Consider the following 23,169-nt stretch of genomic DNA (forward strand, 5'->3'; position numbering starts at 1 on the left):
CTCGTCGTTTCCAGATGATGGCGGCGAAATTCAAGCATGCCCACCTTCATTCAGCTCATCGCCCTATAGTATGATAGGAAACGATGCCGCCTCTTCAAGTAACCTGGGGCGGCAAGGGCAACGCAGACAACCTGCTAAATCGGCAAGGCAATCTTATCCTGCATCGCCCGCTTTTGCGCGGCGATCCGGACCGGCGCATTGGCAGCACCATACCCGCCATAACGATGGCGCTGCACAATCTCGAAGAAAAATCCTTCGCCGTGATTGGGGCTGTAAATCTGGAAATACTCCCCTTCCGCATCGCGGTCATAAAGAATATTCATCTCGCGCATGCGATCCAGCAATTCCGGCGCCAAACCAAAACGCGCCTCGATATCATCGTAATAATTCGGCGAAACCGGTAAAGCCTGAAAGCCATTGCGCCGCAACGCCGCCACTGTGGCGAAGATGTCTTGCGTCTCGAAAGCCAGGTGCTGCACCGCCGAGCCGAAACTCTCGGCAATGAAATGGCCTGCAAGCGTGCGGCGATTCTCGGCACCATTCAAGGTCAAGCGGAGGCTGCCTTCGGTATTCTCGATCACCTGACTGCGCACCAAACCGGCAGGATCCACAATATCGACCATGGGCGTCTTATGCGTTGCGAAAATCGCCGTATAAAACAACACCCAGGTCAACATTTCTTCGTAATTCATCGTCTGCGCCACATGATCGATCCTGATCAGGCCGGCATCTGCTCCGGTTTGATCGTCCATGGGCAGGAAATCGATATCCCACAAATGCGCAAGATCGCTTTTCCCATCGATGAAATGCATCACGCCGCCGCCAACGCCGCGTATGGCCGGAATGCGCAATTCCCCAGGCCCCACGGATTGTTCGAAAGGTTCGGCGCCTAAGGCACGCGCTCGTTGCGCTGTGGCCGCCGCATCCTCCACGCGAAGACCGATATCGCACACGCTGGTGCCGTGCATCAGATAAGCCGAATGGGCAAAGCCCTCCCGTTCGGTATTAATCAGCAAATTGATGCTGCCTTGGCGCCAAAGCGTGACATCCTTGGATTTATGCTGGGCCGCTTTGCGGAATCCGAAGGTACGGAACAGGGCAGACAAATCGGAGGCTTCCTGCTCATTGGCAGTGAATTCGATGAACTCCACCCCCTCCACACGGATACGGTCCGGAATACTCGGCACCGCAATACGCGTGCCGGGCTCTTCCCGGCGCACCCTGTCCATCAGGTAGACCAGCGACCGCTTGCCGTCCACCGCCACGGCCTTAGGGGAGCCTCCGCGGAATTGATCATTGAAAATTTCCAGCGACAGAACTCCGTCATAACCCGTGGCCGCAACGGCCCGCATGAAATCCTGCACCGGCAAATCGCCTTGGCCCGGCATATTGCGGTAATGTCGGCTCCAATGCAGCAGATCCATATTGATCAACGGTGCATCGGCCAATTGCACGATGAATATCTTATCCTTTGGAATGGCGCGGATTGAATTGACATCGATCCGGCGCGCCAAAGTGTGGAAGGAATCGAGGATAAGGCCGACATTGGGATGATTGGCGCGGCGAACGATCTCCCAGGCATCGCGATGATCGCTGATATGGCGCCCCCATGCCAGCGCTTCATACCCCACCCGCAAACCGCGTTTTGCTGCGCGTTCGCCAAGTTCATGGAAATCCTCAGCCGCACGGTCGATGCCGCCCAGGGCCAGCGGCGAGACATTGGAGCAAACCAGCATCAGATCCGCGCCCAGTTCCTGCATCACATCGAACTTGCGTTCGGCGCGATCAAATGTACGGCTCCGCTGAGGCTCCGGCATGCCTTCGAAATCACGGAAAGGCTGGAACAGCGTGATGGCCAAACCAGCATCCCGTACCATCCGCCCCACCTCGTGGGGCGAGCCATCGAAGGCAAGAAAGTCGTTTTCAAAAATTTCCACGCCATCGAACCCCGCCGCAGCGATTGCGTGCAACTTCTCCACCAGAGTGCCGCTGATGGAAACGGTGGCAATCGAACTGCGCATTGTCGTCGCCGATGGTTGCGGGTTTTGTGCGGGTGCGTTTTGTACGGATGGATTTTCCATGATCGGAGCCTCCCTGGCGTTTCTGTATATGAGCGAACTGGTTCGTACATAATCTGCAGCGAATGATCTTCGCGGCCAACCACATATTTCTGTCGCTTGTTTAAGCCCGGCCTGTCGCTTGTTTAGGCCCCGCCTGTCGCGTGTTTCAACCCGGGTTTTTCAGCACATTCCGCATGACCATATCGACCACCTGCATACGCAAATGAGCCAACGCCTTTTTGGAAGAAAGATCGACACGGAAAATCTGCGAAAACGTGGCGCGATTGGATACGCCGAAAAAACACAAAGCACTTATCTGCCAGTGCAGTTCAATGGCATTCAGCCCCTTGCGGAATATGCCATCCTGCAGGCCTCGCTGATAAATACGCTCCAATTCGCCGATTGCCGAAACATTGAGTTCTTGAATCGTCTTTGAACGCGCCAGATATTCGCCATGATGGATATTCTCGATCATTACAAGCCGGATAAAAGGCTCATTGGAAGTATGATGATCGAAGGTAAACTCTACCAGCTTGCGGAGCGCATCGACAGGCTTCAAATGCTCCAGATCCAGTTGCGCTTCTGTCGTGCGGACTTTTCGGTAGGCTTCTTCCAGTACGGCCAGATAGAGGCCATCTTTGTCCCCAAAATAATAATAAATCATCCGTTTGCTGGAGCCGGTCTTGGCCGCGATCTCATCCACCCGCGCGCCCGATAAACCATTCTGGGCGAACTCCCGGCCGGCCACATCGATGATATCCTGCTTAGTGGCTTCCGGTCTGCGTGCCTTCGCACCGGCATGGCGCGTTTCGGCTTTAGTCGTAACGCTCATTTGCAGAGGCTTTTTCGACTCAAACTTGGATTTGGGTCCGCCTTTCTTCGCCGATGCCATTGCTTTGCCCCAATCCACGAAAGATAACGTTTCGTGCATACTGCCCTCGCTTGATATCTTTTCAAATAGCCAGCACAGCCAGGCCGGCAGATTTCCAGCTGTTTTTAAACGATTTGGCTGAAGAGCAATTTCAGCATTTGACTATACTAACTATTTCGTACATTCTACCAGCAAGAAAACGGGGGAACCGCCCTCGCAGGAGGAAACGTGCCGGAACCGCACGCCATATGCGTCGAAAAATTGCGCGCCGTAATGGCTGCGCGCACCGATCCATTGGCTAGCCAGGCGCTTTGTGTTGGTTTGATCGGTCGCGGCATCCAACAATCCCGCACGCCGAAAATGCATGAGCGCGAAGCGGCGCGCCTGGGCATGGATTATGCTTATTTTCTGGTAGATTTTGATCAACTTGAACTGGGTGACGCGGCCTTGCCGGATCTCCTGTCGGCCGGCGCCACCCTCGGCTTTCAGGGTTTTAATGTCACGCATCCGTTTAAACAGCAGGTTCTGCCTTTACTGAACGCATTGTCTGATGAAGCGGCCGCCATCGGCGCTGTCAATACAGTGGTTTACGAGCGCCTGGCAGCAACCGGCGAGATAAGGTTGACAGGCTACAATACCGATTGCTGGGGTTTTGCAGAGAGCTTCCGCGCCGGCTTGGCCGGCGCTGTAATGCGCAATGTCGTGCAATTCGGCGCGGGAGGCGCCGGTGCCGCCGTGGCTTACGCGCTTATGCAACTGGGTGTGGAGAATCTGACGCTTGTCGACAGCGATTTCAATCGTGCCCTGGCCCTTGCAGCCCATATGCAGCATGCTTGGGGCGGTCGCGTACAAGCCGCAAGCGCGATGCCCGAACGGCTCGGCCTAGCTGACGGCATAGTCAATGCAACGCCGGTGGGAATGGGTAAATACCCGGGCACCCCATTTCCTGCTGCATTGTTGCGCAGCAATCACTGGGTGGCGGAAATCATCTATTTCCCGGAAGAGACCGAATTGCTGCGTGCCGCACGCGGCTTGGGCTGCCGCACGCTATCCGGCACTGGCATGGCAATTGGCCAGGCTGTACGCGCGTTTGAATTATTTACCGGCCATCAATCGAACATGGCGGCAATGGCCAGCCATTTCGCCATGGCCGCATGAGGCTGTGAAAGGATTACAGTAACCAAGAACCTGCAATTATATATGCAACGGGAGGAAACTAGAATGAACAAGCAAACGACACGCCGGCGCTTCATGGCCGGAACCGGCCTGGCAGCCGCAGCGGCAATGGCTCCACTATCCGGCCTTGGCCGTGATGCCTTCGCGCAAACCAAGCCGAAGCTGCGCTTCTCGGCCGTTTTCTCGGAGCAGGATATCCGCGCCGAGATGATGAAGAAATTCGCCGAGGGCATCGGCAATGACTTCGTTTTCGAGGGCTATTACGGCGGCAACCTGTTCAAACAGGGCACGGAACTGGTAGCCATCCAGCGCAGCAATCTGGAAATGGGCAACATCGCCCCGCAGGATATTTCCAAGCAGATTCCCGCCTGGTCCTTGCTCACCGCCGCTTATCTTTTCCGCGATGCCAATCATCTGGCGAAGTTCTTCGCCAGCCCGGCAGGTGCGGAAATGAAGAAGATGGCAGACGAGCAGCTAGGCATCCATATCCTTGGTCCCACCTACTTCGGTTCGCGCCAGGTCGGCCTCAAGCCGAACAAGAAAATCTCCACGCCGGCGGATTTGACCGGCATCAAGCTGCGCATGCCGCCGGGCGAGGCCTGGCAATTCCTGGGCGAAGCCCTTGGCGCAAATCCCACGCCGATGGCCTATGCCGAGGTTTACACCGGCCTGCAAACCGGCGCGATCGATGGGCAGGACAACCCACTGCCCAATGTCGAGAATATGAAATTCTATGAAGTGATGTCGCAAATCGTGTTGACCTCGCATCTCGTCGGCTTCGATTTGCTTACCGTCTCGAGCAAAGTATGGAAGGGCATGTCGGCCGATGGGCAGAAGCGCTTCCAGGCCGCCGCGGATGCTGCAATCGATTTCTCGACCAAGAAACATCAGGACCGCGAGAAGGAATTGCTCGATTTCTTCAAAGCCAAAGGCCTGAATATCTATGAGCCGGATCAAGCGGCTTTCCGCAAGCATGCCCAGGCGAAATATCTGGCGTCCAGCCTCGCAAAGGACTGGCCGGCGGGCATGATCGACAAGATCAACGCGCTTTGATCCCTCTGCGGGGGCCCATGAATTGGGCCCCCGCAGAAAATTAACGACAGACTGACTTTGCGGAGACACCCGTGCAGCACGGTGCGGAATGAACAGCTTAGCTGGATGGCTATACCGAAGAGCCGAGAATGTTCTGGCTGCGATGCTGGCGATCATGTTCTTCGCCTTTATCCTGCAAATCATCTTCCGGTATTTGCTGAATCTACCGATCGGCTGGACCAATGAAATCAGCTCGATTCTATGGCTTTGGCTGGTATTGTGGGGCGCCGCTTTCGTGCTGCGCGAAGAAGAAGAAATCCGCTTCGATCTGATCTATGCCGCAGCCGGGCCTGGCATGCGTCGCGCCATGATGCTGCTCACCGGCGGCGCTCTCTTGCTGCTGTATGGCGCCTCCTTGCCGGCTGTCGCCGATTATGTCGCCTTCATGAAGGTTGAGAAGAGCGCGTATTTGAAAATCCGCTTCGACTGGTTGTTCTCCATTTACGTTATCTTCGTTTTGGCCGTACTGGTCCGATATATCTGGCTCTGCTGGCAGGCGCTGAAAGGCAAAGCTCCTCAGGCGCTTGACCCAACCAAGGCGGCATCCGGCGTATGACCCTCGCAAGCCCTTTCTCGATTTCCATCGTTGCAATGACGATTCTGGCGTTTCTAGGCCTGCCGATTGGCCACGCCATGATCGCCGGATCCATCGTCTATCTCTGGCTTGCCGGCCTCGATATGGGCACGGTGGCCGAGCAATTGCTGAACGGGATGTATACCAATTACATCATCCTGGCCGTGCCATTGTTCATTCTTGCCGCAGAATTGATGAATATCGGCTCGATGACCGAGCGCCTGCTGCGCTTCTGCAACGCTATCGTCGGCCGTTTCCGCGGCGGTCTGGCACAAGTGAACGTTCTGCAAAGCATCATTTTTGCCGGCATGTCCGGCTCTGCCATCGCAGATGCGGCCGGCACCGGCAAGATGATGCAGATCATGATGACTGCTGACGGGAAATACCGCGCCAGCTACGCAGCCGCGCTCACTGCCGCAACCGCCGTTATCGGCCCCATCATTCCGCCATCGATCCCAGTTATCCTCTTTGCATTGGTTTCGGATGCTTCGATCGGCTACTTGTTTCTGGGCGGCGTCATTCCTGGCTTGCTGATGGCGGGCGCGCAGATGCTGATTGTTGCCTGGGCTGCCAAGCGGGAAAATTTCCCTTTCGAAAAACCAACCCCGTTGCGCGAGATTCCCGGCATCACATGGCGGGCCCTGCCCACGCTCATGATGCCAATCGTATTGCTGGGCGGAATCTATAGCGGCGCAACCACGCCCACGGAAGCGGCCGCGGTCGCCGCCGCCTATGCCCTGATAATCTCAGTCTTGCTATATCGCAGCGTAAGTTTCCGCGATTTCTATACTTCCGTTCTGGCAAGTGCCCGCACCTCTGCATCGATTGGCATGCTGATCGCAGGCGCACTGGTCTTCAACTATGTCGTCACGGTGGAGAATATTCCTGAATCCATCAAAGTTTTGCTGCAAGCCTGGGATCTGTCGCCCCTTGGCTTCCTGATCATGGTCAACATCCTGCTGCTGCTACTCGGCTGCTTGCTGGAAGGCACCACGATACTGCTCGTGGTGGTGCCGGTTCTTCTCCCCACAGCCAAAGCACTCGGGATCGACATGGTGCATTTCGGCATCGTGGTTGTCGTCAACATCATGTTGGGCCTGATCACTCCGCCATACGGCCTGCTGCTCTTCGTGATGACCCGCATAGCCGAGGTTCCGATCCGCGACATCGTACGGGATGTAATGCCGTTCCTCTGGGCGATGATTGCATCGCTCGCATTGATCACCTTGTTTCCAGATCTGGTCCTGTGGTTGCCGCGTCTTCTCGGCTATCAAGGATAATAAGGAGAAGTTATGAAGCCTATTTTTATCCTCAACGGACCCAATCTGAACCGCCTGGGAAAGCGCGAACCCGAGATTTACGGCTACACCACACTGGCCGAAGTGGAAGCCATGTGCCGCGAAGCCGCCGGCAAACGGCCGGTGCGGTTTCATCAGTCGAATATTGAAGGGGAAATCATAAACTGGATTCATGAAGCCATCGATGATGGCGCGGCCGGCATTATTATAAATCCTGCCGCTTTCACGTTTACTTCAATAGCGATCTTGGATGCCTTGAAGATGTTTCCCAGCCCTATCATTGAGCTGCACATCTCAAACATTCATCGACGCGAAGCCTATTATCACCATTCTTTCGTCTCGAAGATTGCAACGGCCGTCATTGCAGGCCTCGGCCCGGAAGGCTATGCAACCGCGATACAGGCGATGGAAAAGCTAATCAAGAAGTAACGCCGAAGCATATGAGCTGCTGCCTCCAGTTTAACTGGGGTTTTGGGCAATACCGCGTTAAGAGCTGATAGCTTTTAGACGAGCACAGCAACGGCCCGTTATGCGATGCGGCGTTCGGTCTGCGGATCGAAGAGGTGTATTTTGGCAGGATCTGCTGTCAACGATATCCTCTCGCCCGGTTTGCAACCGATTCTTTCATTTACGGATACAAGCAGGTCCTGATCGCCGCTGTGGCATTGAAGCAGTGTATCTGAGCCCGTCGGCTCGACGACCGAAACCGAAGTCTGAAGCCCTCCGCCCTCTGCAATCCGAAGATGCTCGGGCCTCACGCCCGCGATAATCGGCCGGCCTATTTCCCCACGCTGCACGGCCGTATCGGAAAGCCTCAGATTGTCCCCCGCAGCGGTAACAAGCATCAAGGCGTCGTTTTCTATAGCAACCTTTCCGTTGATGAAGTTCATCGCAGGAGACCCTATAAAGCTCGCAACGAACATGTTAGCCGGCTGATCGTACAAAGTCAGTGGCGCCCCGGTCTGTTCGATGCGACCTTCCCGCATGACAACGATCTTGTCCGCCAGTGTCATGGCCTCGATTTGGTCATGCGTGACGTAGACCATGGTCGTCTTGAGACGCTGGTGCAGCGATTTGATCTCGGTGCGCATCTTTACCCGCAGCTTCGCGTCCAGATTCGACAACGGTTCGTCGAATAGGAATGCCTCCGGATCACGGACGATCGCGCGCCCCATCGCCACGCGTTGCCGCTGGCCGCCGGAAAGCTCGCGCGGCCGGCGATCAAGCAGCGTTTCGAGCCCCAGGATATCCGCAGCGCGTTTCACTGCGGTTTGCACCGCATCGGCCCTGGCCCCCGCCAATTTGAGCGAGAATCCCATGTTTTCGCGCACAGTCATATGCGGGTAGAGCGCATAGCTCTGGAATACCATTGCGATATCGCGCTCTTTGGGGGGCACGGCATTGACCAACCGTGCGCCGATATGGATTTCGCCCTCGCGGGTCTCTTCCAGGCCGGCAATCATGCGCAGCAATGTAGACTTCCCGCAGCCGGAAGGGCCAACCAACACGACGAAGGTGCCATCCTCAATCTCCAGCGAGATATCGTGCAGAATCTGCTGACGGCCCAGGCTTTTGCGCAGATTACGGATGCTGACCGATGCCACGGGCTCCTCCTGGTAGTTTTTAACCTTGCGGGATGATTATATCGAAACGTTTCGATTGACAATAGCCAGCGTATACCTCATGTTTTTTTCGCAAACTGCCTGATTCAGGCAGGCTTGTGTCAGTCATATATCAAAACGTTTTGGTCCCATGGGAGGGAAACCAATGACCGAGCATTTCCGATTGAGCAATGGGATTCTGCGCGTGGCAATAGCCGCCACGGGGGCAACCTTGCTCGGGCTGTCGGCACCGGCCGCACAAGCCCAGCAACTCAGCTTCTGGTACCAATCCAGCACGCCGGCGCATGAAACTATCCTGAAGCAGCAGATCGAGGTCTGCGCCGCCCAGCAGCCAGGCGTCAGCGTGCGTCCGGAAAGCGTGGGCCTGGATGTGATGTATCCGCGGATCGCGGCGGCCCTGCGGGACCGCAAACCGCCGAACGTGATCAACACGGTAGAAAGCGTCGTCGCCTTTCTGCAGAGCCGCAAGAGCCTGGCCCCGGTTGATGACGTGATCGACGCCCATGGCCGCGCCGACTTCATCCCGGCTTTCCTGAATACCGTAAAAGCCGAAGGCAAAACTTGGGCAGTGCCGGATTGGGCGCTACATCATGCGGTGTGGTATCGCAAGGATCTGTTCGCCGAGGCCGGCATCCAGAAGATGCCTGCCAACTGGGCCGAATTGCAGGCGATGGCAGAGAAGCTGACCAAAGACAAGGATGGCGATGGCAAACCCGACCAATTCGGCTTCGCCGTGCCGTGGGGCGCCAAGTTCTTTGCCGCGCAGCAATCGCTGTTCGATGCGCTCTATGCCCAGGGCATCACCGTGGCCGATCCCAAAACCGGCGCGTATGCTTTCGGCGCGAAAAAGGCCGAAGCCACCGCCGCGCTCGACTATATGATGCAGATGCACAAGCGCTACTCGCCTCCGGCCAGCATCGACTGGACGCTGATCGAGATTCGCAGCGCGTTGATGAACGGCCAGATCGCTGCGGGCGCCGAATGGGGCGGCGTGGTGAAATTCGTCGAGCAGCAGCGCCCAGAGATGCTGGACAAGCTGGGCGTCTTCCCACTGCCGGGCCGCGATGGTCCGGCCAAGGCCAGCCTCGGAGGCGGCTTCTTCCACATGATCGGCGCCGGACCGGCCAATGAGGTGGCGGCCTCGAAGAAGCTGGTCGGTTGCTTGATGCAGCCCGCCGAAGTTGCGAAGCGCTCCAACAGTCGCGCTATCTTTGCATTGCCTGCGATCAACAGCGCCTATGAAACGGAAGCCTTCAAGTCGGACCCGATCATCAAGCGCTTCGCGCCCGAGGTCGAAACGATCCGCCGCGACGTGATTGCCAACTGGCATCGTTACGGCCTGGAGGCAGGCCTCAACCCGGTCTCCTCAATCATGGAGAGTACCAGCGTGATCAACGAGAGCATGCAGAAGGTTGCACTCGGCAGGCAGACAGCCCAGCAGGCCATCGACGAGCTCGACATTTTCATGAAACAATCCTTCGAGCAGCGTCAGTAAACCACGCAAAGCGGCTTCGGCCTGGCCCGGACTCACGACGAGCCCGGGCCAGGCAAGCCTGCTGCCCATCGCAGATTTTCATTCCGCACATTTTTCTATTCTGCACCGAGCTCCCTTCATGACCACTCCCTCCAGCCCGCAACCCCAGGCCGAAGCACGTCCTGCCCGCGATCGGAAACTCGGTTTTGCCACTCGCTCGGCGATTACCGGCTGGCTTCTGGTCCTTCCTGTGCTGCTGTTGCTGGCCGGCTTCCTGCTGGTCCCGTTGGTGCAATCCATCCAGTATAGCTTCTACGACGCGTCGCTGATCGGCGAGAAAGGCCGCTATGTCGGCCTAGCCAACTACACCAAGGTTTTCGAAAGCGGCAAGATAGCCGGTATTTCCGGCATCACCCTGCTATGGACATTCGGTTCTTTGGTCGGCCAGCTGGCGCTCGGACTTGCCGCGGCTCTCACAATCAACCAATTGCAGCGCGGCGGTCGTCTGTTCCGTAGCCTGTTGCTGTTGCCCTATGCCGTGCCGGCGATTTCGCTGGCGCTGATCTGGCGATGGATGTTCAGCGATGGCACCGGTATCCTGACCTTCTGGCTGCAGAGCCTGAGCCTGTTTCCTGCCAACACCTCACCGCTCGGCTCTGCCGATGCCGCGATCTGGCTGGTGGTAATGGCGAATGTCTGGCACGGTTTCCCGTTCGCCATGCTGATCTACTGGGCCGCATTGCAGCAGATCGACAGTTCGCTTTACGAGGCCGCCAGCCTCGATGGTGCCAATGCCTGGCAGAAATTCCGCTATATCACTCTGCCCTCGCTGAGCACCGCTACGATCGCGCTGGTCGTTCTGCGCGGCATCTGGACTGCCACCTCTTTCGATCTGCCCTGGCTGTTGACCGGCGGCGGGCCGGCCGGCAGCACATATGTATGGCCGATCTGGATCTATGAAGAGGCGATGGGCTTCTTCCGCCCTGGCCGTGCCGCGGTACTGGCGCTGATGCTGGGCGCCGCCATCGGCGCGGTGATCTTCATCTTCCGCCGCGCCATCCGCGCCAGCCTGACCACTCATTGAGGATGGCATGATGAGATTCCTGCATAATCCCCGCGCCCTGCATGTTCTGTTCGCGCTGTGGTGCGCTCTTATCCTGCTGGCTGCCGGTTTCCCGCTACTGTGGATGGCGGTATCCGCCCTGCGTGCCCCCAGCGATCTGCTGGTCGTGCCGCCGAAACTGTTCACTACCCCCAGCCTCTACTGGTTCCGCGAAGTATTCGAGACGACCGAAGCCTGGCGCTGGTTCGTCAACAGCAGCATCGTCGCTTTCGGCACGGCACTGATGAATATGTTCCTCGGTTCGCTGGCGGCTTATGGCCTCACGCGCTTCAAATTCTGGGGCCGAGAGGCCATCACGCTCGGCGTGCTTTTCGTTTATATCATTCCGCCGATCATGATTTTCCTGCCTCTCTATGTCGCGCTCGATAGCCTTGGCCTGTCGAATACCTATCCCGGCGGCATCCTTGCACATACGGTGCTCACCCTGCCCTTCTGCCTCTGGCTGATGCAATCCTTCTTCCGCGGCATCCCCGCCGAACTGGATGAGGCCGCGCTGGTAGACGGCGCCACCAGTTGGCAAATCTATCGCCTGATCATTCTACCGTTGGCCGCACCCGGCGTGTTGTCGGTCGGCATCCTCGCCTTCATCATCTCCTGGAGCGAATACCTGTTCTCCAGCGCGATCATGACGCGCGGCGAGATGAAGACTGTGCCGATTGCGCTCGGGGAAATGTCGAATTCCGCCCATGCCCCCTGGGGGGAAATCATGGTTCTGGGTGCGCTGACCGCGTTGCCGGTGCTGCTGCTTTTCACCGTCATCCAGCGCTGGTTCGTACAGGGCATTACTGCCGGCGCCGTCAAAGGCTAAAACGAGGATCAAGCAATGCGTGTCGATGTCACGGTCAGCCATGGCGACTGGTTTAATTCCTGGGGCAGCTGGGGCCGCCCATCGGTGGAACGCATCCTCGACCAGATGAAGCATGCCGGCGTGGTGCGCGCACCCTGGCGCACCATGTTCGGTGCCCGCGCTCAATATCACTCCAAGCTGGAAGATGTTTACTGGGGCAGTGAAGGCGGCACCGGCATCGACCGTCCAGGCAATGAAGGCTCCGCACGCCGCAGCTACGACCTTCGCCAATGGGATCCGCTGCGTGATGCCATCGATGTCGGCCGGCAGCTCGGCATGCAAATCGGTTCCTGGTATCCCCTGTTCGAGGAATCGCATTTCCAGTTAGATGTCTCACGACTGGCACGCGAGAATCCGGCCTGCTGGTCGGAAACGCGCGAAGGCCGCAAGCGCCGCAGCAAGCTCAGTTTCGCTCACCCCGAGGTGCGCAGGCACAAGCTGGCAATGCTGGCCGAGCAACTGGCCTATGATCCGGCCTTCGTGATGCTGGATTTCTATCGTGAAACGCAGGAATGGGAATTCCGCCATCTGCCGAGCGTGGAGGTCGACCCCTCCGGTACCTCGATCTTCGGATACGAACCGCCGATGCGCGACGCTTTCCGCCAGAAATACGGCAAGGATCCGATCGCGTTGCGCAACGACGATCCGGCCTGGGTGGATTTTCGCGTCGCTCAGGTAACCGAGTTCATGCGCGAAGCTTCGAATATGGTGCATGCCGCCGGCAAGAAGCTGAGCGTGCGGGTACGGTCGTTGAAATCCATGGCGCTGCCGATGCCATGGTGGGAAGCCGAGCGCTATCCCACCGACTCGCGTCGCGGTTCCTTTGTCGACTGGGCCGACTGGGCGCGCCAGGGCATCGTCGACGATGTGATCCTGTTCATGGATAACTGGGATCTGTTCGACATCGATGCCCCCCGGGTTTGGCGGGAAGCGCTGGATGCGCGCGAACGCATGGACGGCAAAGGCACGCTGGCAATCGGCATTTTCGTCTTCGACATGCACGCAAGGCCAGCGCATGAGGCCGCCCTGCATCTGGAAGCCCTGGCCGATGGCGCGCGCCGCGGCGGCGCAGAGGGCATCTGCCTGCTGGAATCCAACAACGTGCATGCCTGGGGCGCCGGTATCGGCGGCGGTGGCCGTAAGGAAATCGGCCTGTGGTCGACCGTGCAGCGCATCGCCGCGCCGAGCTGGTCGGGCGTTCATATCTGAACGCCCGCGCCTGTCGTTATCAGAGGAGCTGACGGCGCGCCAGGTTGGTCATCAGGTCGCGCAGACCGAAACGCCAGGGCGCGGCTTTATCCGATGTCGTCATCACATTGGTCAGCGCGCCGAGTTCCGGCGCAGAAATAGTGACCACATCGCCCAGCTTGTGGGTGAAGCCGCCGCCAGGCGCATCGCGGTCCTGGCTCGGCGCAAACATCGTGCCGAGGAACAGCGCGAAGCCATCGGGATACTGGTGATTGGCATTGATCGTCTGCGCCACCAGATCGAGCGGATCTCGCCCGATCTGCGCCATGTCCGACTTGCCTTGCAGGTGGAAGCCATCCGCGCCCTTGATGTCCAACGAAACGGTCATGCGGCGAACGCTGTCGATATTGAAATCCGCATCAAAAAAGCGAATGAATGGCCCGATCGCGCTGCTGGCATTGTTGTCCTTGGCCTTGCCAAGCAGCAGCGCCGAGCGGCCTTCAACATCGCGCAGATTGACATCGTTGCCGAGAGCTGCGCCAACCACGCTGCCCTTCGAAGTCACGATGAGCACCACCTCTGGCTCGGGGTTGTTCCAGGTCGATTTCGGATGCAGGCCGGCTTCGCCGCCATGGCCGACGGAGGATAGTATCGGCGCCTTGGTGAAAACCTCGGCATCCGGCCCGATCCCAACTTCAAGATACTGCGACCACAACTTCTTCTCGATCAGCAGGTTCTTCAATGCCATGGCTTGGTCCGAGCCGGGCTTGAGTCCGGCCAGATCGGAGCCGATAGCGCCTTGGATTTCGCGGCGGATATCGGCAGCCGCCTGCGGATTGCCGCGCGCCTGCTCCTCGATCACACGCTCCATCAGCGACACCACGAAGGTGACGCCGCAAGCTTTCACCGCTTGTAAATCAACAGGCGCCAGCAGATGCATCACTGCCGGATCGTTTTTCGCCTTGGCCGATGCCTCCAGGATATCGGCAAGCGAACCGAGCGATACGCCACGGGCAGAATGCAGGGCGGCAGCCGGATTCACGGTTTCGCAAAGGTCGCGCATCAGCGGAAAAGCCGCCGTGATATCGGTGACTTGGTCACCGTCAATACGAATCACCGCCGGACCACCGACATCGGGCAGCCAGAGGCGACCGGCCAATGCGGCCTTAGCGCCATCCTTGGGCAGAGTGGTCGAAACGGAAAGCATGCGTCATATCCCTATAGTGTGATGTTCTTCCCGGCTTTTTATTGGCTTACATCACCGCGCCGATCTGCCAGGGCACGAATTCGGCGTCGCCATAGCCGAGTTTTTCCGACTTGGTGCGTTCGCCTGAGGCAGTCCGCAGCATGCTCTCGAAGATTTCCTTACCCTTGTCGGCAATGCTGATACCATCGAGAATATCGCCGCAATTGATATCCATATCGTCTTCCATGCGGCGATAGAGGTCTGTGGTGGTGGAAAGCTTCAGCGACGGCGTAGGCTTGCAGCCATAAGCCGAGCCGCGCCCGGTCGTGAAACAGATCAGGTTGGCGCCGCCGGCAACCTGGCCGGTGGCGGAAACCGGATCGAAGCCAGGTGTATCCATGAAAACGAGGCCCTTGCGTTTCACCTGCTGAGCATAACGATAAACCGCCGTAACGCCTGTGGTGCCGCCCTTCATCGCCGCACCGAGCGACTTCTCCAGGATGGTGGAAATACCTCCGGCCTTGTTTCCGGGCGAAGGGTTGTTGTTCATGCTGCCGCCATGTTGCCCGACATAACTTTCCCACCAGCGGATGACATCGAGCAGATCCCCGGCTACGGCCGGATCCTGCATGCGGCGAATGAGAAGATGTTCGGCGCCGTAGATTTCCGGCGTTTCGCTCAGGATCGCCGTGCCGCCCTGCTGCACCAGCAGATCGACGGCCGCGCCCAGCGCCGGATTGGCGGTGATGCCGGAATAGCCATCCGAACCGCCGCATTGCAGGCCGACGGTTAGCTCGGAGGCCGGGATCGGCTCACGCTTCGCGGCAGCCACCAGCGGCAGCATTGCCTCCAGCGCGGCAAGCCCGGTATCGACGGCCTTCTTGGTGCCGCCCTCGCCCTGAATGGTGAAACTGCGGAAGGTTTCGCTGTCGCCCAGGCTCCGTTCCTTCTTGAAGCGTTCGATCTGCAGCACTTCGCAACCCAGACCAACCATCAGCACGCCACCCATATTGGGATTGGCGGCATAACCCCAGAGGCAACGGTCGAGAATATCATAGCCACCGCCAGAGCCCGCCATCCCGCAGCCCGTGCTGTGCATGATCGGCACTATGCCATCTACGCCAGGGAATTTATCGACGAGACCGCTACGGTGCGCCTCTTCTGCGATATAGCGTGCCACGGTGGCCGAGCAGTTCACCGACGTGAGCACGCCGACATAGTTGCGTGTGCCGGCACTGCCATTGCCGCGGCGATAGCCCTGGAACATCGCAGGCGCATTGCTGCCCAATGGCCGGGCACTGGCACTGGCACCGGCACCGGCACCGGCACCGGCACTGGCACTGACACTGACAGCCGCCGTGCCGACCTGCGCCTCCAGTTCCTGATGCTCGAAGATGCAGTTGTGATCGTGCACCCATTCGCCGGCCGCAATCGGCTTGGCGGCGATGCCGATCGGCTGTCCGAATTTGCGTATCGGCTCACCGGCGGAAATCGGCCGCAGGGCCATCTTGTGGCCGCGCGGGATTTGCTGGGCGGCCGCAATCCCATCGGCCGTGAAACCAGCCGGCAAAGCGTCGATGGCAATCAGGATTGCATCTTCGGGATGGAGGCGGACTATGCGTGGAATTGCCGAGCGAGGCGTCTTCATTGGATCTGGTCCATTCGCACTTACGTCAGGGCTGCGCAAGAATCCCGAGCAATCAGGGTAGGCAGAAAGATTCTGCTGCGTGCGGCTTCTGGTGCAGCTTCTGGCGCGGCTGCTTCGCCGGAAATATGTTCAAGCAGCATCTCCACGGCGGCCCGGCCGATTTCTTCGATCGGCTGCGCCACCGTAGTCAGCCGCGGTCGCAAAGCCGTGCTCCAGGGAAAATCGTCGATGCCGGCAACCGAGATATCCTGCGGGCAACGGAAACCGAGATCACCGATGGCCTGCAATGCGCCGAGAGCCATCACATTGTTTGCGGCGACGATGGCGGTCGGTCGGTCGGTCATGGCCAGCAAAGGCTGTGCCACCGTATATGCTGTTTCGCTGCGGAAATCGGCGCGTAGGCAAAGTGCAGGGTCGGGCTGCAACCCGGCACTGGCCAATGCCTGACAATAGCCTTCATAGCGATGATCGCTCGTGGAAACACCGGTGCGGCCGCCGATGAAAGCGATACGGCGATGGCCGAGCCGCAAAATATACTCGGTGATCATGCGGCCGGCGGCACGGTTGTCGAGACCGACGAAATCACGCTTCAATCCCTCGACATGACGATCGATGGTGATCAACGGCGCACCGGCATTGCGTGCCAGACTATCGCGATATTTATCGCCTTGTCCCGATGGTGCGACCAAGATGCCGGCCACGCGCTGCACCCGCAGCAGATCGAGTAGTTCCAGTTCGCGGGCATCGTCTTCGTTGCTGTTGCACACGATCACTGCATAGCCCTGCGCATGGGCCGCCTTCTCAATGGCCAGCGTCAGCGCACCGAAGAAGGGATTGGTGATTTCCGAGACCACCAGGCCGATCAACTTGGTTTTGCCCAGGCGAAGGCTGCGGGCGATGCCGTTCGGAGCATAACCGACCGCCTCCACCGCATCCCAGATGCGACGCGCTGTCTTTTCGCTAACCGGGCCAGTGCCGTTCAACGCTGTGGAAACGGTGGCAATCGACACCCCGGCATGTTTGGCTACGTCACGGATATTCGCCATTTATTTTCCCAAGGAGGGCTTGAGGGATTTTGAGAAATAATCTAAACGTTTAGATATCCAGCCGCAATCCATTGCGCCAAATAAATTCGGAGATAATCTAATGTTGATTCGCTTCCAAGTTAAATTCTCAATCCGATAATCAAAACGTTTAGATTTCTCTTGGCCACACCTGCCAACAGACCCGAGTCGTCATGCCGACACCCATTATACTGCTTCCCGGCCTGAAATCCGATCATCGCGTTTGGGCAGCCCAGATCGCGGCCCTGCAGCCGCTGGCATCAGCGACGGTGCCGCCAAGTGCCGCACTCGATGCCGACCGGATCGAGATCATGGCGGATCGTGTGCTGGCCGCGGCGCCGGAACGCTTCGCCCTCGCGGGCTGCTCCATGGGCGGCTATGTCGCGCTGGCGATCATGCGCCTCGCCCCACAACGCGTTGAACGGCTGGCCTTGCTTTCCACCTCGGCGCGGCCGGAATTGCCCGCCACCACTGAAAAACGCCTCGCAGCCCTGGATTTGGCCCGGCAGCAGGGCATTGCCGCCATGGCACAGGCCGGACTGGAGCGGGATTTCCACAGCATGTCATGCCGCAAACAGTATGCCGCGCTGATGGTCGCCATGGCTGAGGAAATCGGTCTGCCTGCGGTGGAACGCCAAATGCAGGCGGTCATTCATCGCTTTGATGCACGCCCAGCGCTATCCGCCATCCGTTGCCCTACGCTGGTATTGGCCGGATTGCAGGATGAGGTGACGCCGCCTGATTGCGCGCGCGAAATTGCCGCCCACATTTCCGGTTCCGAACTGCATCTCCTGCCCGATTGCGGTCATTGTGCCAATCTGGAAGCGCCACAGGCCGTGAACCGCCTGCTGATCGAATGGCTCAGGTCATGACACACCCGCTGCCCACTCGTCCGCTCGGCCGCAGCGGCCTAACCGTCAGCAGCATCGGCTTCGGCGCCGCACCGATCGGCGATCTTTATGCCGTGCTGGATGACGCCGAGGCAATCGGCGCCGTCAGCGCTGCTCATGCCGCCGGGATAACGCTATTTGATGTCGCGCCGCTTTACGGTCACGGTCTGGCCGAACAACGCTGCGGCATCGCACTGCGCCAGGTGCCGCGTGACAGCTTCGTGCTGTCCACCAAGGTCGGCCGTTGGATGGATCCGACCAGGGATCGCGGCAACGGCTCTGGCTATGTCGGCGGCCTGCCACAGGGCGCGGTGATCGACTATTCCTACGATGGCACGATGCGATCCTTCGAACAATCGCTGCTGCGGCTGGGGCTCGACCGCATCGACCTCCTGCTGATTCACGATGTCGATGTCTGGACGCATGGCAAAGACATGATCGAGCGGCGCTTCGCCGAGGCGATGAACGGTTGCTACCGTGCGCTCAACGCCCTGCGAAGCAGCGGTGCGATCCGCGCCATCGGTATCGGCGTGAACGAGGTGGAGATCAGCGAACGCTTTGCCAGCGCAGGGGATTTCGACACCATGCTGCTGGCCGGCCGCTACTCCCTGCTGGAACAGCCTGCATTGGCAAACTTCCTTCCAATGGCGCAAAAGCGCGGCATTGGCATCATGCTTGGCGGCGTATTCAATTCCGGCATCCTTGCCACCGGAGCGAAGGCTGGCGCCCGCTACAATTACGCTCCAGCGCCGCCAGCGATCCTAGAGCGCGTTGGCCACATGGAGCGGATCTGTGCCGCGCATGGTGCGGTACTGGCCGAGGTCGCGCTGCAATTCGCTCTCGCACACCCTGCCGTTTCCAGCCTGGTGCTCGGCGCCACAACGGCGGCGGAAGTCCGCCGCAATATCGACGCGCTGAACCGCCAGATTCCCAGCCAACTCTGGCGCGACCTGCAGCAGGAAGGCCTGCTCGATTCCGCCGCGCCGATACCGGTGCGAGACACGCCGACATGACAACGGCCCGCATCGATGCGCATCAGCATTACTGGCGTCTGGATCGCGGCGACTATGGCTGGCTGACATCGACGCTAACCCCGATCTATCGTGATGTAGGGCCAGACGATCTCGCCCCACATCTTCTGCGCCACGATATCCATGCCACCATCGCCGTGCAGGCAGCCCCCACCGAAGCGGAAACCCATTATCTTCTGGATATCGCCCGCACCACGCCCAGCCTGGCGGGCGTGGTTGGCTGGATCGATTTCGACGCCGCGGATGCGCTGGCGCGACTGGATGCATTGGCCGCCGATCCGTTACTGCTCGGCTTGCGCCCGATGGTGCAGGATATCGCCGACAGCACCTGGCTGCTGCGACCCGGCCATACGGCCATCCTGAAGGCCATGGCACGGCACGGGCTGGTTTTTGACGCCTTGGTAAAACCCATACATCTGCCGCCGCTGTTACAGGTAGCCTCGCACCACCCGGCAATGGCGATTGTGATCGATCACGGCGCCAAACCGGTGCTGACCGGCGACCGCAGCGCACTCACCGGCTGGTATGACGGCATCAAGGCGCTGGCCGAACTGCCCAACGTTCACTGCAAACTTTCCGGCCTGGTGACCGAGTTTGGCAAAGGCTGGCGACCGGACGACTTATTGCCGGCAATGCAGTTTCTGTTGAACTGCTTCGGAGCGCAGCGGCTGATCTGGGGTAGCGACTGGCCGGTGATCGAACTGGCCGCACGCTATCAGGACTGGTTCACGCTCTGCCGCACCTTCATTGCATCGCTGCCCGCGCCGGATCAGGAGCTGATCATGGGCGGAAACGCTGCTGCGCTTTATCTGTCCCGCCGAGGAAAACGACCATCATGCTGAAGCATATCGATCCCATTCTAAGCGCCGATCTGCTCTGGATGTTGGCCGCGATGGGCCATGGCGATGATCTCGCCGTGGTAGACGCCAATCACCCGGCCGAGCGCATTGCACGCAAAAGCCATTCCGGACGCCTGATCCGATTGCCGGGCCTGGCATTGCCTGAAGTCCTGCGTGCAATCCTGACGGTTTTCCCGCTCGACACTTTCGAGCCGGCCCCCGTCCGCGTCATGGCGCAAGTTCATAACCCGAGCGACGAGCCCCAGGTTCAGCGCGATGCAGCCGCCATATTCGTCAAGCACGGCCATGCCGGCCTGCCCTTTGCCAGACTTGAGCGCGCCGTCTTCTATGCGGCTGCTTCAGACGGATTTGGCGTCGTGCAGGTCGGCGATCCCCGTCCCTATGGCTGCTTTCTGCTGCGCAAGGGCGTTACTGCCTGACGCCCGGGAATCTCACGAAGCGCGGATATCAGAATTCTTTGTTATATTGAATTATCGGGCCGAAGTGCTGAAGCTTTGGGCTACTTCCCTAGCTTCCAGACGCGAAGGATAAACATCCTTATCTGATCAATTGGAGCTATCGCTCCCTGACAGGCAACTGCGTGGCGGATGGGGTGGGATTCGAACCCACGATACGCTTTTGACGTATACACACTTTCCAGGCGTGCGCCTTCGACCACTCGGCCACCCATCCAGCGCGGCGGCACTATAGCGGCGGCAGAGGGATTTGCAATCGCCGGGCGGGGGTGATTAGATGCCCCTGGCCAGGGCCTAAGGCCTTGGCGGGGCCGGGAAATCGGCTGCTGAAACAGGTATTGCAGGCGGGGGATTGCCATGCTGGTTGGGCGTTGGCTCGGTTGGCTGCTTTGCGCGTTGGGGCTGGTGGCCCTGGGAGGCGATATCCTGGCCCTGTTGCAGGGCGATTCCGGCCCCAGCAATGGCGGCCTGCTGGCCAGCCTGGGGGAATTCTGGCTGCGGCTGGATCCCAATGGCCCGGCCCGGCTGAATGCCCATCTGCCCGATTGGCTGCGGGAAACGCTGGTGAACGACCTGCTGCCGCTGCCGGCCGCTCCCTTGCTGCTGGTGCTCGGCCTGCTGCTGGTGCTGCTGTTCCGCAAGCGGGCGCCGAAGAAGGTCCGCCCGCGCTTCGGGGCCCTGGCTTAATACGATTTCCGGCTTCAGGGTTCCGGCATCTTAAGCGCGGCAATGAAGGCTTCCTGCGGGATTTCCACATTGCCCACCTGGCGCATGCGCTTCTTGCCTTCTTTTTGCTTCTCCAGCAGCTTGCGCTTGCGGCTGATATCGCCGCCATAGCATTTGGCCAGCACGTCCTTGCGCAAAGCCGAGATATCCTCGCGCGCCACGATGCGGCCGCCGATGGCCGCCTGGATGGCGATCTTGAACATCTGGCGCGGAATCAGTTCCTTCAGCCGTTCGCAAAGCTGGCGGCCCCGGCCTTCGGCGCGGCCCTTATGCACGATGGTGGCCAACGCATCCACATTCTCGGCATTCACCAGGATGGTCATCTTCACCAGATCGCCGGTTTCGTAGCCATCCATCTGGTAATCGAAGCTGGCATAGCCGCGGCTGACCGATTTCAGCCGATCGTAGAAATCGAACACCACTTCATTCAGCGGCAGGCGATACACCACCATGGCGCGGTTGCCGGCATAGGTCAGCTCGATCTGCCGGCCGCGCTTTTCCTCGCACAGCTTCAGCACGCTGCCCAGATGCTCGTCGGGCACCATGATGGTGGCCTTGATCCAGGGCTCGTCGATATGGTCGATCTTCATCACATCGGGCATGTCGGCGGGGTTATGCACCTCCTCCATCGTGCCGTCGATCAGATGCACATGATACACCACGCTGGGCGCGGTGGTGATCAGGTCGAGATTGAATTCGCGCTCCAGGCGTTCCTGGATGATTTCCAGATGCAGCAGGCCGAGAAAGCCGCAGCGGAAGCCGAAGCCCAGCGCGGCGGAGCTTTCCATCTCGAAATGGAAACTGGCATCGTTCAGCCGCAGCTTGGCCAGGCTCTCGCGCAATTCCGTGAAGGCGCCGGCATCAATCGGATAAAGGCCGCAGAACACCACCGGCACCGAAGGCTTGAAGCCCGGCAATGCCTGGGTGGTCTGGCGCTTATCCTCGGTGATGGTGTCGCCCACGCTGGTATCGGCCACTTCCTTGATGGCGGCGGTAAAGAAACCCATCTCGCCGGGGCCGAGTTCGTCCACCAGCACGCGCTTGGGATTGAAGATGCCCACGCGCTCCACCGGATGCACCGCGCCCGAAGACATGAAGCGGATTTTCATGCCCTTGCGGATGGTGCCATCGATGATGCGGAACAGCACCACAACGCCCAGATAAGCATCGTACCAGCTATCCACCAGCAAAGCCTTCAGCGGCGCCTCGCGGTCGCCCTTGGGCGCCGGCAGGCGCTGCACCAGGGCTTCCAGCACCAGGTCGATGCCTATGCCGGTCTTGGCCGAGATCGGCACGGCATCGGTGGCGTCCAAGCCGATCACATCCTCGATCTGCGCCTTCACGCGATCGGGATCGGCGGCGGGCAGGTCGATCTTGTTCAACACCGGGACGATCTCATGGCCGGCATCGATGGCCTGATACACATTGGCCAGGGTCTGCGCTTCCACGCCCTGGCTGGCATCCACCACCAGCAGCGAGCCTTCGCAGGCCGCCAGCGAACGGCTCACCTCGTAGGCGAAGTCCACATGGCCGGGTGTATCCATCAGGTTCAGGATATAGGTCTTGCCATCCTTGGCCTTGTAGCTCAGGCGCACGGTCTGCGCCTTGATGGTGATGCCGCGCTCTTTCTCGATATCCATGTTGTCGAGAACCTGCTCGGTCATCTCGCGCTTTTCCAGCCCGCCGCAGGCCTCGATCAGGCGATCGGCCAAGGTGGATTTGCCATGATCGATATGGGCGATGATGGAAAAATTGCGGATCAACGAAAGGTCGGTGGCCAAGATCTTCACCCAAACATCGAGGAAAGCGGCCGGGCATGCACCTGACGCGCCGTTATCTTCATGATGCCGCTCACCCGCATGGCCGGTTCGCCATCGGCGGTGATCAGGCCATCGGCAAAGGCCATGCTGCGGGTAAGCCGCAGCACCCGGCCGCGCCCTTCCACCCATGAGCCCAGCGGAGACGGCCCCACATAATCGCCATT

At 59.3% G+C, this 23,169-nt stretch carries 22 protein-coding genes and 1 tRNA gene; 14 read left to right on the forward strand and 9 right to left on the reverse strand.

Translation table 11 applies throughout. The features are described 5' to 3' along the window. Positions 1 to 134: 134 nt before the first annotated feature. Positions 135 to 2,021 (reverse strand): bifunctional sugar phosphate isomerase/epimerase/4-hydroxyphenylpyruvate dioxygenase family protein, encoded by a 1,887-nt coding sequence (locus KF827_RS17850; RefSeq protein WP_291008344.1) that lies wholly within the window; start codon positions 2,019 to 2,021, stop codon positions 135 to 137. Positions 2,022 to 2,226: 205 nt separating this feature from the next. Next, positions 2,227 to 2,991: a TetR/AcrR family transcriptional regulator gene (locus KF827_RS17855; protein WP_291008347.1), complete on the reverse strand. Its 765-nt coding sequence runs from the start codon at positions 2,989 to 2,991 to the stop codon at positions 2,227 to 2,229. 213 nt (positions 2,992 to 3,204) lie between these two features. On the opposite strand from KF827_RS17855, the gene KF827_RS17860 reads away from it, so the two are divergent. The 5 genes from KF827_RS17860 to KF827_RS17880 all read left to right on the forward strand — a co-directional run bounded on the left by KF827_RS17860 (position 3,205) and on the right by KF827_RS17880 (position 7,500). Then, positions 3,205 to 4,089 carry a shikimate dehydrogenase gene (locus KF827_RS17860; protein WP_291008351.1) on the forward strand — a complete coding sequence of 295 codons (885 nt, stop codon included), beginning with the start codon at positions 3,205 to 3,207 and terminating at the stop codon, positions 4,087 to 4,089. 63 nt (positions 4,090 to 4,152) lie between these two features. Continuing rightward, positions 4,153 to 5,160 carry a TRAP transporter substrate-binding protein DctP gene (gene dctP / locus KF827_RS17865; RefSeq protein ID WP_291008354.1) on the forward strand — a complete coding sequence of 336 codons (1,008 nt, stop codon included), beginning with the start codon at positions 4,153 to 4,155 and terminating at the stop codon, positions 5,158 to 5,160. Between the two features lie 142 nt (positions 5,161 to 5,302). Next, positions 5,303 to 5,755 (forward strand): TRAP transporter small permease, encoded by a 453-nt coding sequence (locus tag KF827_RS17870; RefSeq protein ID WP_291008357.1) that lies wholly within the window; start codon positions 5,303 to 5,305, stop codon positions 5,753 to 5,755. Then, positions 5,752 to 7,053 carry a TRAP transporter large permease gene (locus KF827_RS17875; RefSeq protein ID WP_291008360.1) on the forward strand — a complete coding sequence of 434 codons (1,302 nt, stop codon included), beginning with the start codon at positions 5,752 to 5,754 and terminating at the stop codon, positions 7,051 to 7,053. The genes KF827_RS17870 and KF827_RS17875 overlap by 4 nt, the downstream gene beginning before the upstream one ends. Before the next feature lie 12 nt (positions 7,054 to 7,065). Continuing rightward, entirely contained in the window at positions 7,066 to 7,500 is a 435-nt protein-coding gene (locus tag KF827_RS17880) for a type II 3-dehydroquinate dehydratase (protein ID WP_291008363.1), read from the forward strand. 98 nt (positions 7,501 to 7,598) lie between these two features. On the opposite strand, the gene KF827_RS17885 is transcribed toward KF827_RS17880, so the two are convergent. Further along, positions 7,599 to 8,675 carry a sn-glycerol-3-phosphate ABC transporter ATP-binding protein UgpC gene (locus tag KF827_RS17885; RefSeq protein WP_291008366.1) on the reverse strand — a complete coding sequence of 359 codons (1,077 nt, stop codon included), beginning with the start codon at positions 8,673 to 8,675 and terminating at the stop codon, positions 7,599 to 7,601. A 163-nt stretch (positions 8,676 to 8,838) separates the two neighbouring features. Here KF827_RS17885 and KF827_RS17890 point away from each other — a divergent pair, with 163 nt between their 5' ends. From KF827_RS17890 to KF827_RS17905, 4 genes are all read left to right on the forward strand, one after another. Next, the gene (locus KF827_RS17890; RefSeq protein ID WP_291008369.1) at positions 8,839 to 10,188 is read left to right on the forward strand and encodes an ABC transporter substrate-binding protein; all 1,350 of its coding nucleotides are present in this window, start codon (positions 8,839 to 8,841) and stop codon (positions 10,186 to 10,188) included. Positions 10,189 to 10,306: 118 nt separating this feature from the next. Continuing rightward, on the forward strand, positions 10,307 to 11,251 hold the full coding sequence (locus KF827_RS17895; protein WP_291008372.1) for a sugar ABC transporter permease: 945 nt from the start codon (positions 10,307 to 10,309) through the stop codon (positions 11,249 to 11,251). 7 nt (positions 11,252 to 11,258) lie between these two features. Beyond that, positions 11,259 to 12,098, forward strand: a complete 840-nt coding sequence (locus tag KF827_RS17900; protein WP_291008375.1) for a carbohydrate ABC transporter permease — start codon at positions 11,259 to 11,261, stop codon at positions 12,096 to 12,098. 15 nt (positions 12,099 to 12,113) lie between these two features. Continuing rightward, positions 12,114 to 13,346, forward strand: a complete 1,233-nt coding sequence (locus KF827_RS17905; protein ID WP_291008378.1) for a family 10 glycosylhydrolase — start codon at positions 12,114 to 12,116, stop codon at positions 13,344 to 13,346. 19 nt (positions 13,347 to 13,365) lie between these two features. On the opposite strand, the gene KF827_RS17910 is transcribed toward KF827_RS17905, so the two are convergent. The 3 genes from KF827_RS17910 to KF827_RS17920 are packed head-to-tail and all read right to left on the reverse strand — an operon-like array spanning position 13,366 to position 17,205. Further along, complete coding sequence (locus KF827_RS17910) at positions 13,366 to 14,532, reverse strand: fumarylacetoacetate hydrolase family protein (RefSeq protein WP_291008381.1); 1,167 nt, start codon at positions 14,530 to 14,532, stop codon at positions 13,366 to 13,368. Positions 14,533 to 14,578: 46 nt separating this feature from the next. Continuing rightward, the gene (locus KF827_RS17915) at positions 14,579 to 16,159 is read right to left on the reverse strand and encodes an altronate dehydratase family protein (protein WP_291008384.1); all 1,581 of its coding nucleotides are present in this window, start codon (positions 16,157 to 16,159) and stop codon (positions 14,579 to 14,581) included. A 20-nt stretch (positions 16,160 to 16,179) separates the two neighbouring features. Continuing rightward, complete coding sequence (locus tag KF827_RS17920) at positions 16,180 to 17,205, reverse strand: LacI family DNA-binding transcriptional regulator (protein WP_291008387.1); 1,026 nt, start codon at positions 17,203 to 17,205, stop codon at positions 16,180 to 16,182. Between the two features lie 191 nt (positions 17,206 to 17,396). Between KF827_RS17920 and KF827_RS17925 the strand changes: the two genes are divergently transcribed. The 4 genes from KF827_RS17925 to KF827_RS17940 are packed head-to-tail and all read left to right on the forward strand — an operon-like array spanning position 17,397 to position 20,423. Further along, positions 17,397 to 18,095: an alpha/beta fold hydrolase gene (locus tag KF827_RS17925; RefSeq protein ID WP_291008390.1), complete on the forward strand. Its 699-nt coding sequence runs from the start codon at positions 17,397 to 17,399 to the stop codon at positions 18,093 to 18,095. Continuing rightward, entirely contained in the window at positions 18,092 to 19,126 is a 1,035-nt protein-coding gene (locus tag KF827_RS17930) for an aldo/keto reductase (protein ID WP_291008393.1), read from the forward strand. The genes KF827_RS17925 and KF827_RS17930 overlap by 4 nt, the downstream gene beginning before the upstream one ends. Continuing rightward, positions 19,123 to 19,986, forward strand: a complete 864-nt coding sequence (locus KF827_RS17935; RefSeq protein ID WP_291008396.1) for an amidohydrolase — start codon at positions 19,123 to 19,125, stop codon at positions 19,984 to 19,986. The genes KF827_RS17930 and KF827_RS17935 overlap by 4 nt, the downstream gene beginning before the upstream one ends. Further along, complete coding sequence (locus KF827_RS17940) at positions 19,980 to 20,423, forward strand: RbsD/FucU domain-containing protein (RefSeq protein ID WP_291008399.1); 444 nt, start codon at positions 19,980 to 19,982, stop codon at positions 20,421 to 20,423. The genes KF827_RS17935 and KF827_RS17940 overlap by 7 nt, the downstream gene beginning before the upstream one ends. Before the next feature lie 162 nt (positions 20,424 to 20,585). Here KF827_RS17940 and KF827_RS17945 read toward each other — a convergent pair. Next, positions 20,586 to 20,676 (reverse strand) — tRNA-Ser (locus KF827_RS17945). A gap of 140 nt (positions 20,677 to 20,816) precedes the next feature. Between KF827_RS17945 and KF827_RS17950 the strand changes: the two genes are divergently transcribed. Beyond that, positions 20,817 to 21,146 carry a hypothetical protein gene (locus tag KF827_RS17950; protein ID WP_291008402.1) on the forward strand — a complete coding sequence of 110 codons (330 nt, stop codon included), beginning with the start codon at positions 20,817 to 20,819 and terminating at the stop codon, positions 21,144 to 21,146. A 14-nt stretch (positions 21,147 to 21,160) separates the two neighbouring features. Here KF827_RS17950 and lepA read toward each other — a convergent pair whose 3' ends face one another. Next, on the reverse strand, positions 21,161 to 22,969 hold the full coding sequence (gene lepA / locus KF827_RS17955) for a translation elongation factor 4 (protein WP_291008405.1): 1,809 nt from the start codon (positions 22,967 to 22,969) through the stop codon (positions 21,161 to 21,163). Between the two features lie 2 nt (positions 22,970 to 22,971). Next, on the reverse strand, positions 22,972 to 23,169 hold a 198-nt coding region (locus KF827_RS17960), incomplete at its 5' end, for a PaaI family thioesterase (RefSeq protein WP_367273151.1).

Origin of the sequence: Ferrovibrio sp. (assembly GCF_019636075.1) — a bacterium.
Taxonomy (GTDB): Bacteria; Pseudomonadota; Alphaproteobacteria; order Ferrovibrionales; family Ferrovibrionaceae; genus Ferrovibrio.

Coding starts and splice junctions, on each gene's coding strand:
- KF827_RS17850 (WP_291008344.1), bottom strand. CDS start 2,021: ATGCGCAGTTCGATTGCCACCGTTTCCATCAGCGGCACTCTGGTGGAG.
- KF827_RS17935 (WP_291008396.1), top strand. CDS start 19,123: ATGACAACGGCCCGCATCGATGCGCATCAGCATTACTGGCGTCTGGAT.
- KF827_RS17940 (WP_291008399.1), top strand. CDS start 19,980: ATGCTGAAGCATATCGATCCCATTCTAAGCGCCGATCTGCTCTGGATG.
- KF827_RS17925 (WP_291008390.1), top strand. CDS start 17,397: ATGCCGACACCCATTATACTGCTTCCCGGCCTGAAATCCGATCATCGC.
- KF827_RS17920 (WP_291008387.1), bottom strand. CDS start 17,205: ATGGCGAATATCCGTGACGTAGCCAAACATGCCGGGGTGTCGATTGCC.
- KF827_RS17875 (WP_291008360.1), top strand. CDS start 5,752: ATGACCCTCGCAAGCCCTTTCTCGATTTCCATCGTTGCAATGACGATT.
- KF827_RS17880 (WP_291008363.1), top strand. CDS start 7,066: ATGAAGCCTATTTTTATCCTCAACGGACCCAATCTGAACCGCCTGGGA.
- KF827_RS17860 (WP_291008351.1), top strand. CDS start 3,205: ATGGCTGCGCGCACCGATCCATTGGCTAGCCAGGCGCTTTGTGTTGGT.
- KF827_RS17950 (WP_291008402.1), top strand. CDS start 20,817: ATGCTGGTTGGGCGTTGGCTCGGTTGGCTGCTTTGCGCGTTGGGGCTG.
- KF827_RS17915 (WP_291008384.1), bottom strand. CDS start 16,159: ATGAAGACGCCTCGCTCGGCAATTCCACGCATAGTCCGCCTCCATCCC.
- KF827_RS17870 (WP_291008357.1), top strand. CDS start 5,303: ATGCTGGCGATCATGTTCTTCGCCTTTATCCTGCAAATCATCTTCCGG.
- KF827_RS17900 (WP_291008375.1), top strand. CDS start 11,259: ATGATGAGATTCCTGCATAATCCCCGCGCCCTGCATGTTCTGTTCGCG.
- KF827_RS17855 (WP_291008347.1), bottom strand. CDS start 2,991: ATGCACGAAACGTTATCTTTCGTGGATTGGGGCAAAGCAATGGCATCG.
- KF827_RS17910 (WP_291008381.1), bottom strand. CDS start 14,532: ATGCTTTCCGTTTCGACCACTCTGCCCAAGGATGGCGCTAAGGCCGCA.
- KF827_RS17930 (WP_291008393.1), top strand. CDS start 18,092: ATGACACACCCGCTGCCCACTCGTCCGCTCGGCCGCAGCGGCCTAACC.
- dctP (WP_291008354.1), top strand. CDS start 4,153: ATGAACAAGCAAACGACACGCCGGCGCTTCATGGCCGGAACCGGCCTG.
- KF827_RS17905 (WP_291008378.1), top strand. CDS start 12,114: ATGCGTGTCGATGTCACGGTCAGCCATGGCGACTGGTTTAATTCCTGG.
- KF827_RS17890 (WP_291008369.1), top strand. CDS start 8,839: ATGACCGAGCATTTCCGATTGAGCAATGGGATTCTGCGCGTGGCAATA.
- KF827_RS17895 (WP_291008372.1), top strand. CDS start 10,307: ATGACCACTCCCTCCAGCCCGCAACCCCAGGCCGAAGCACGTCCTGCC.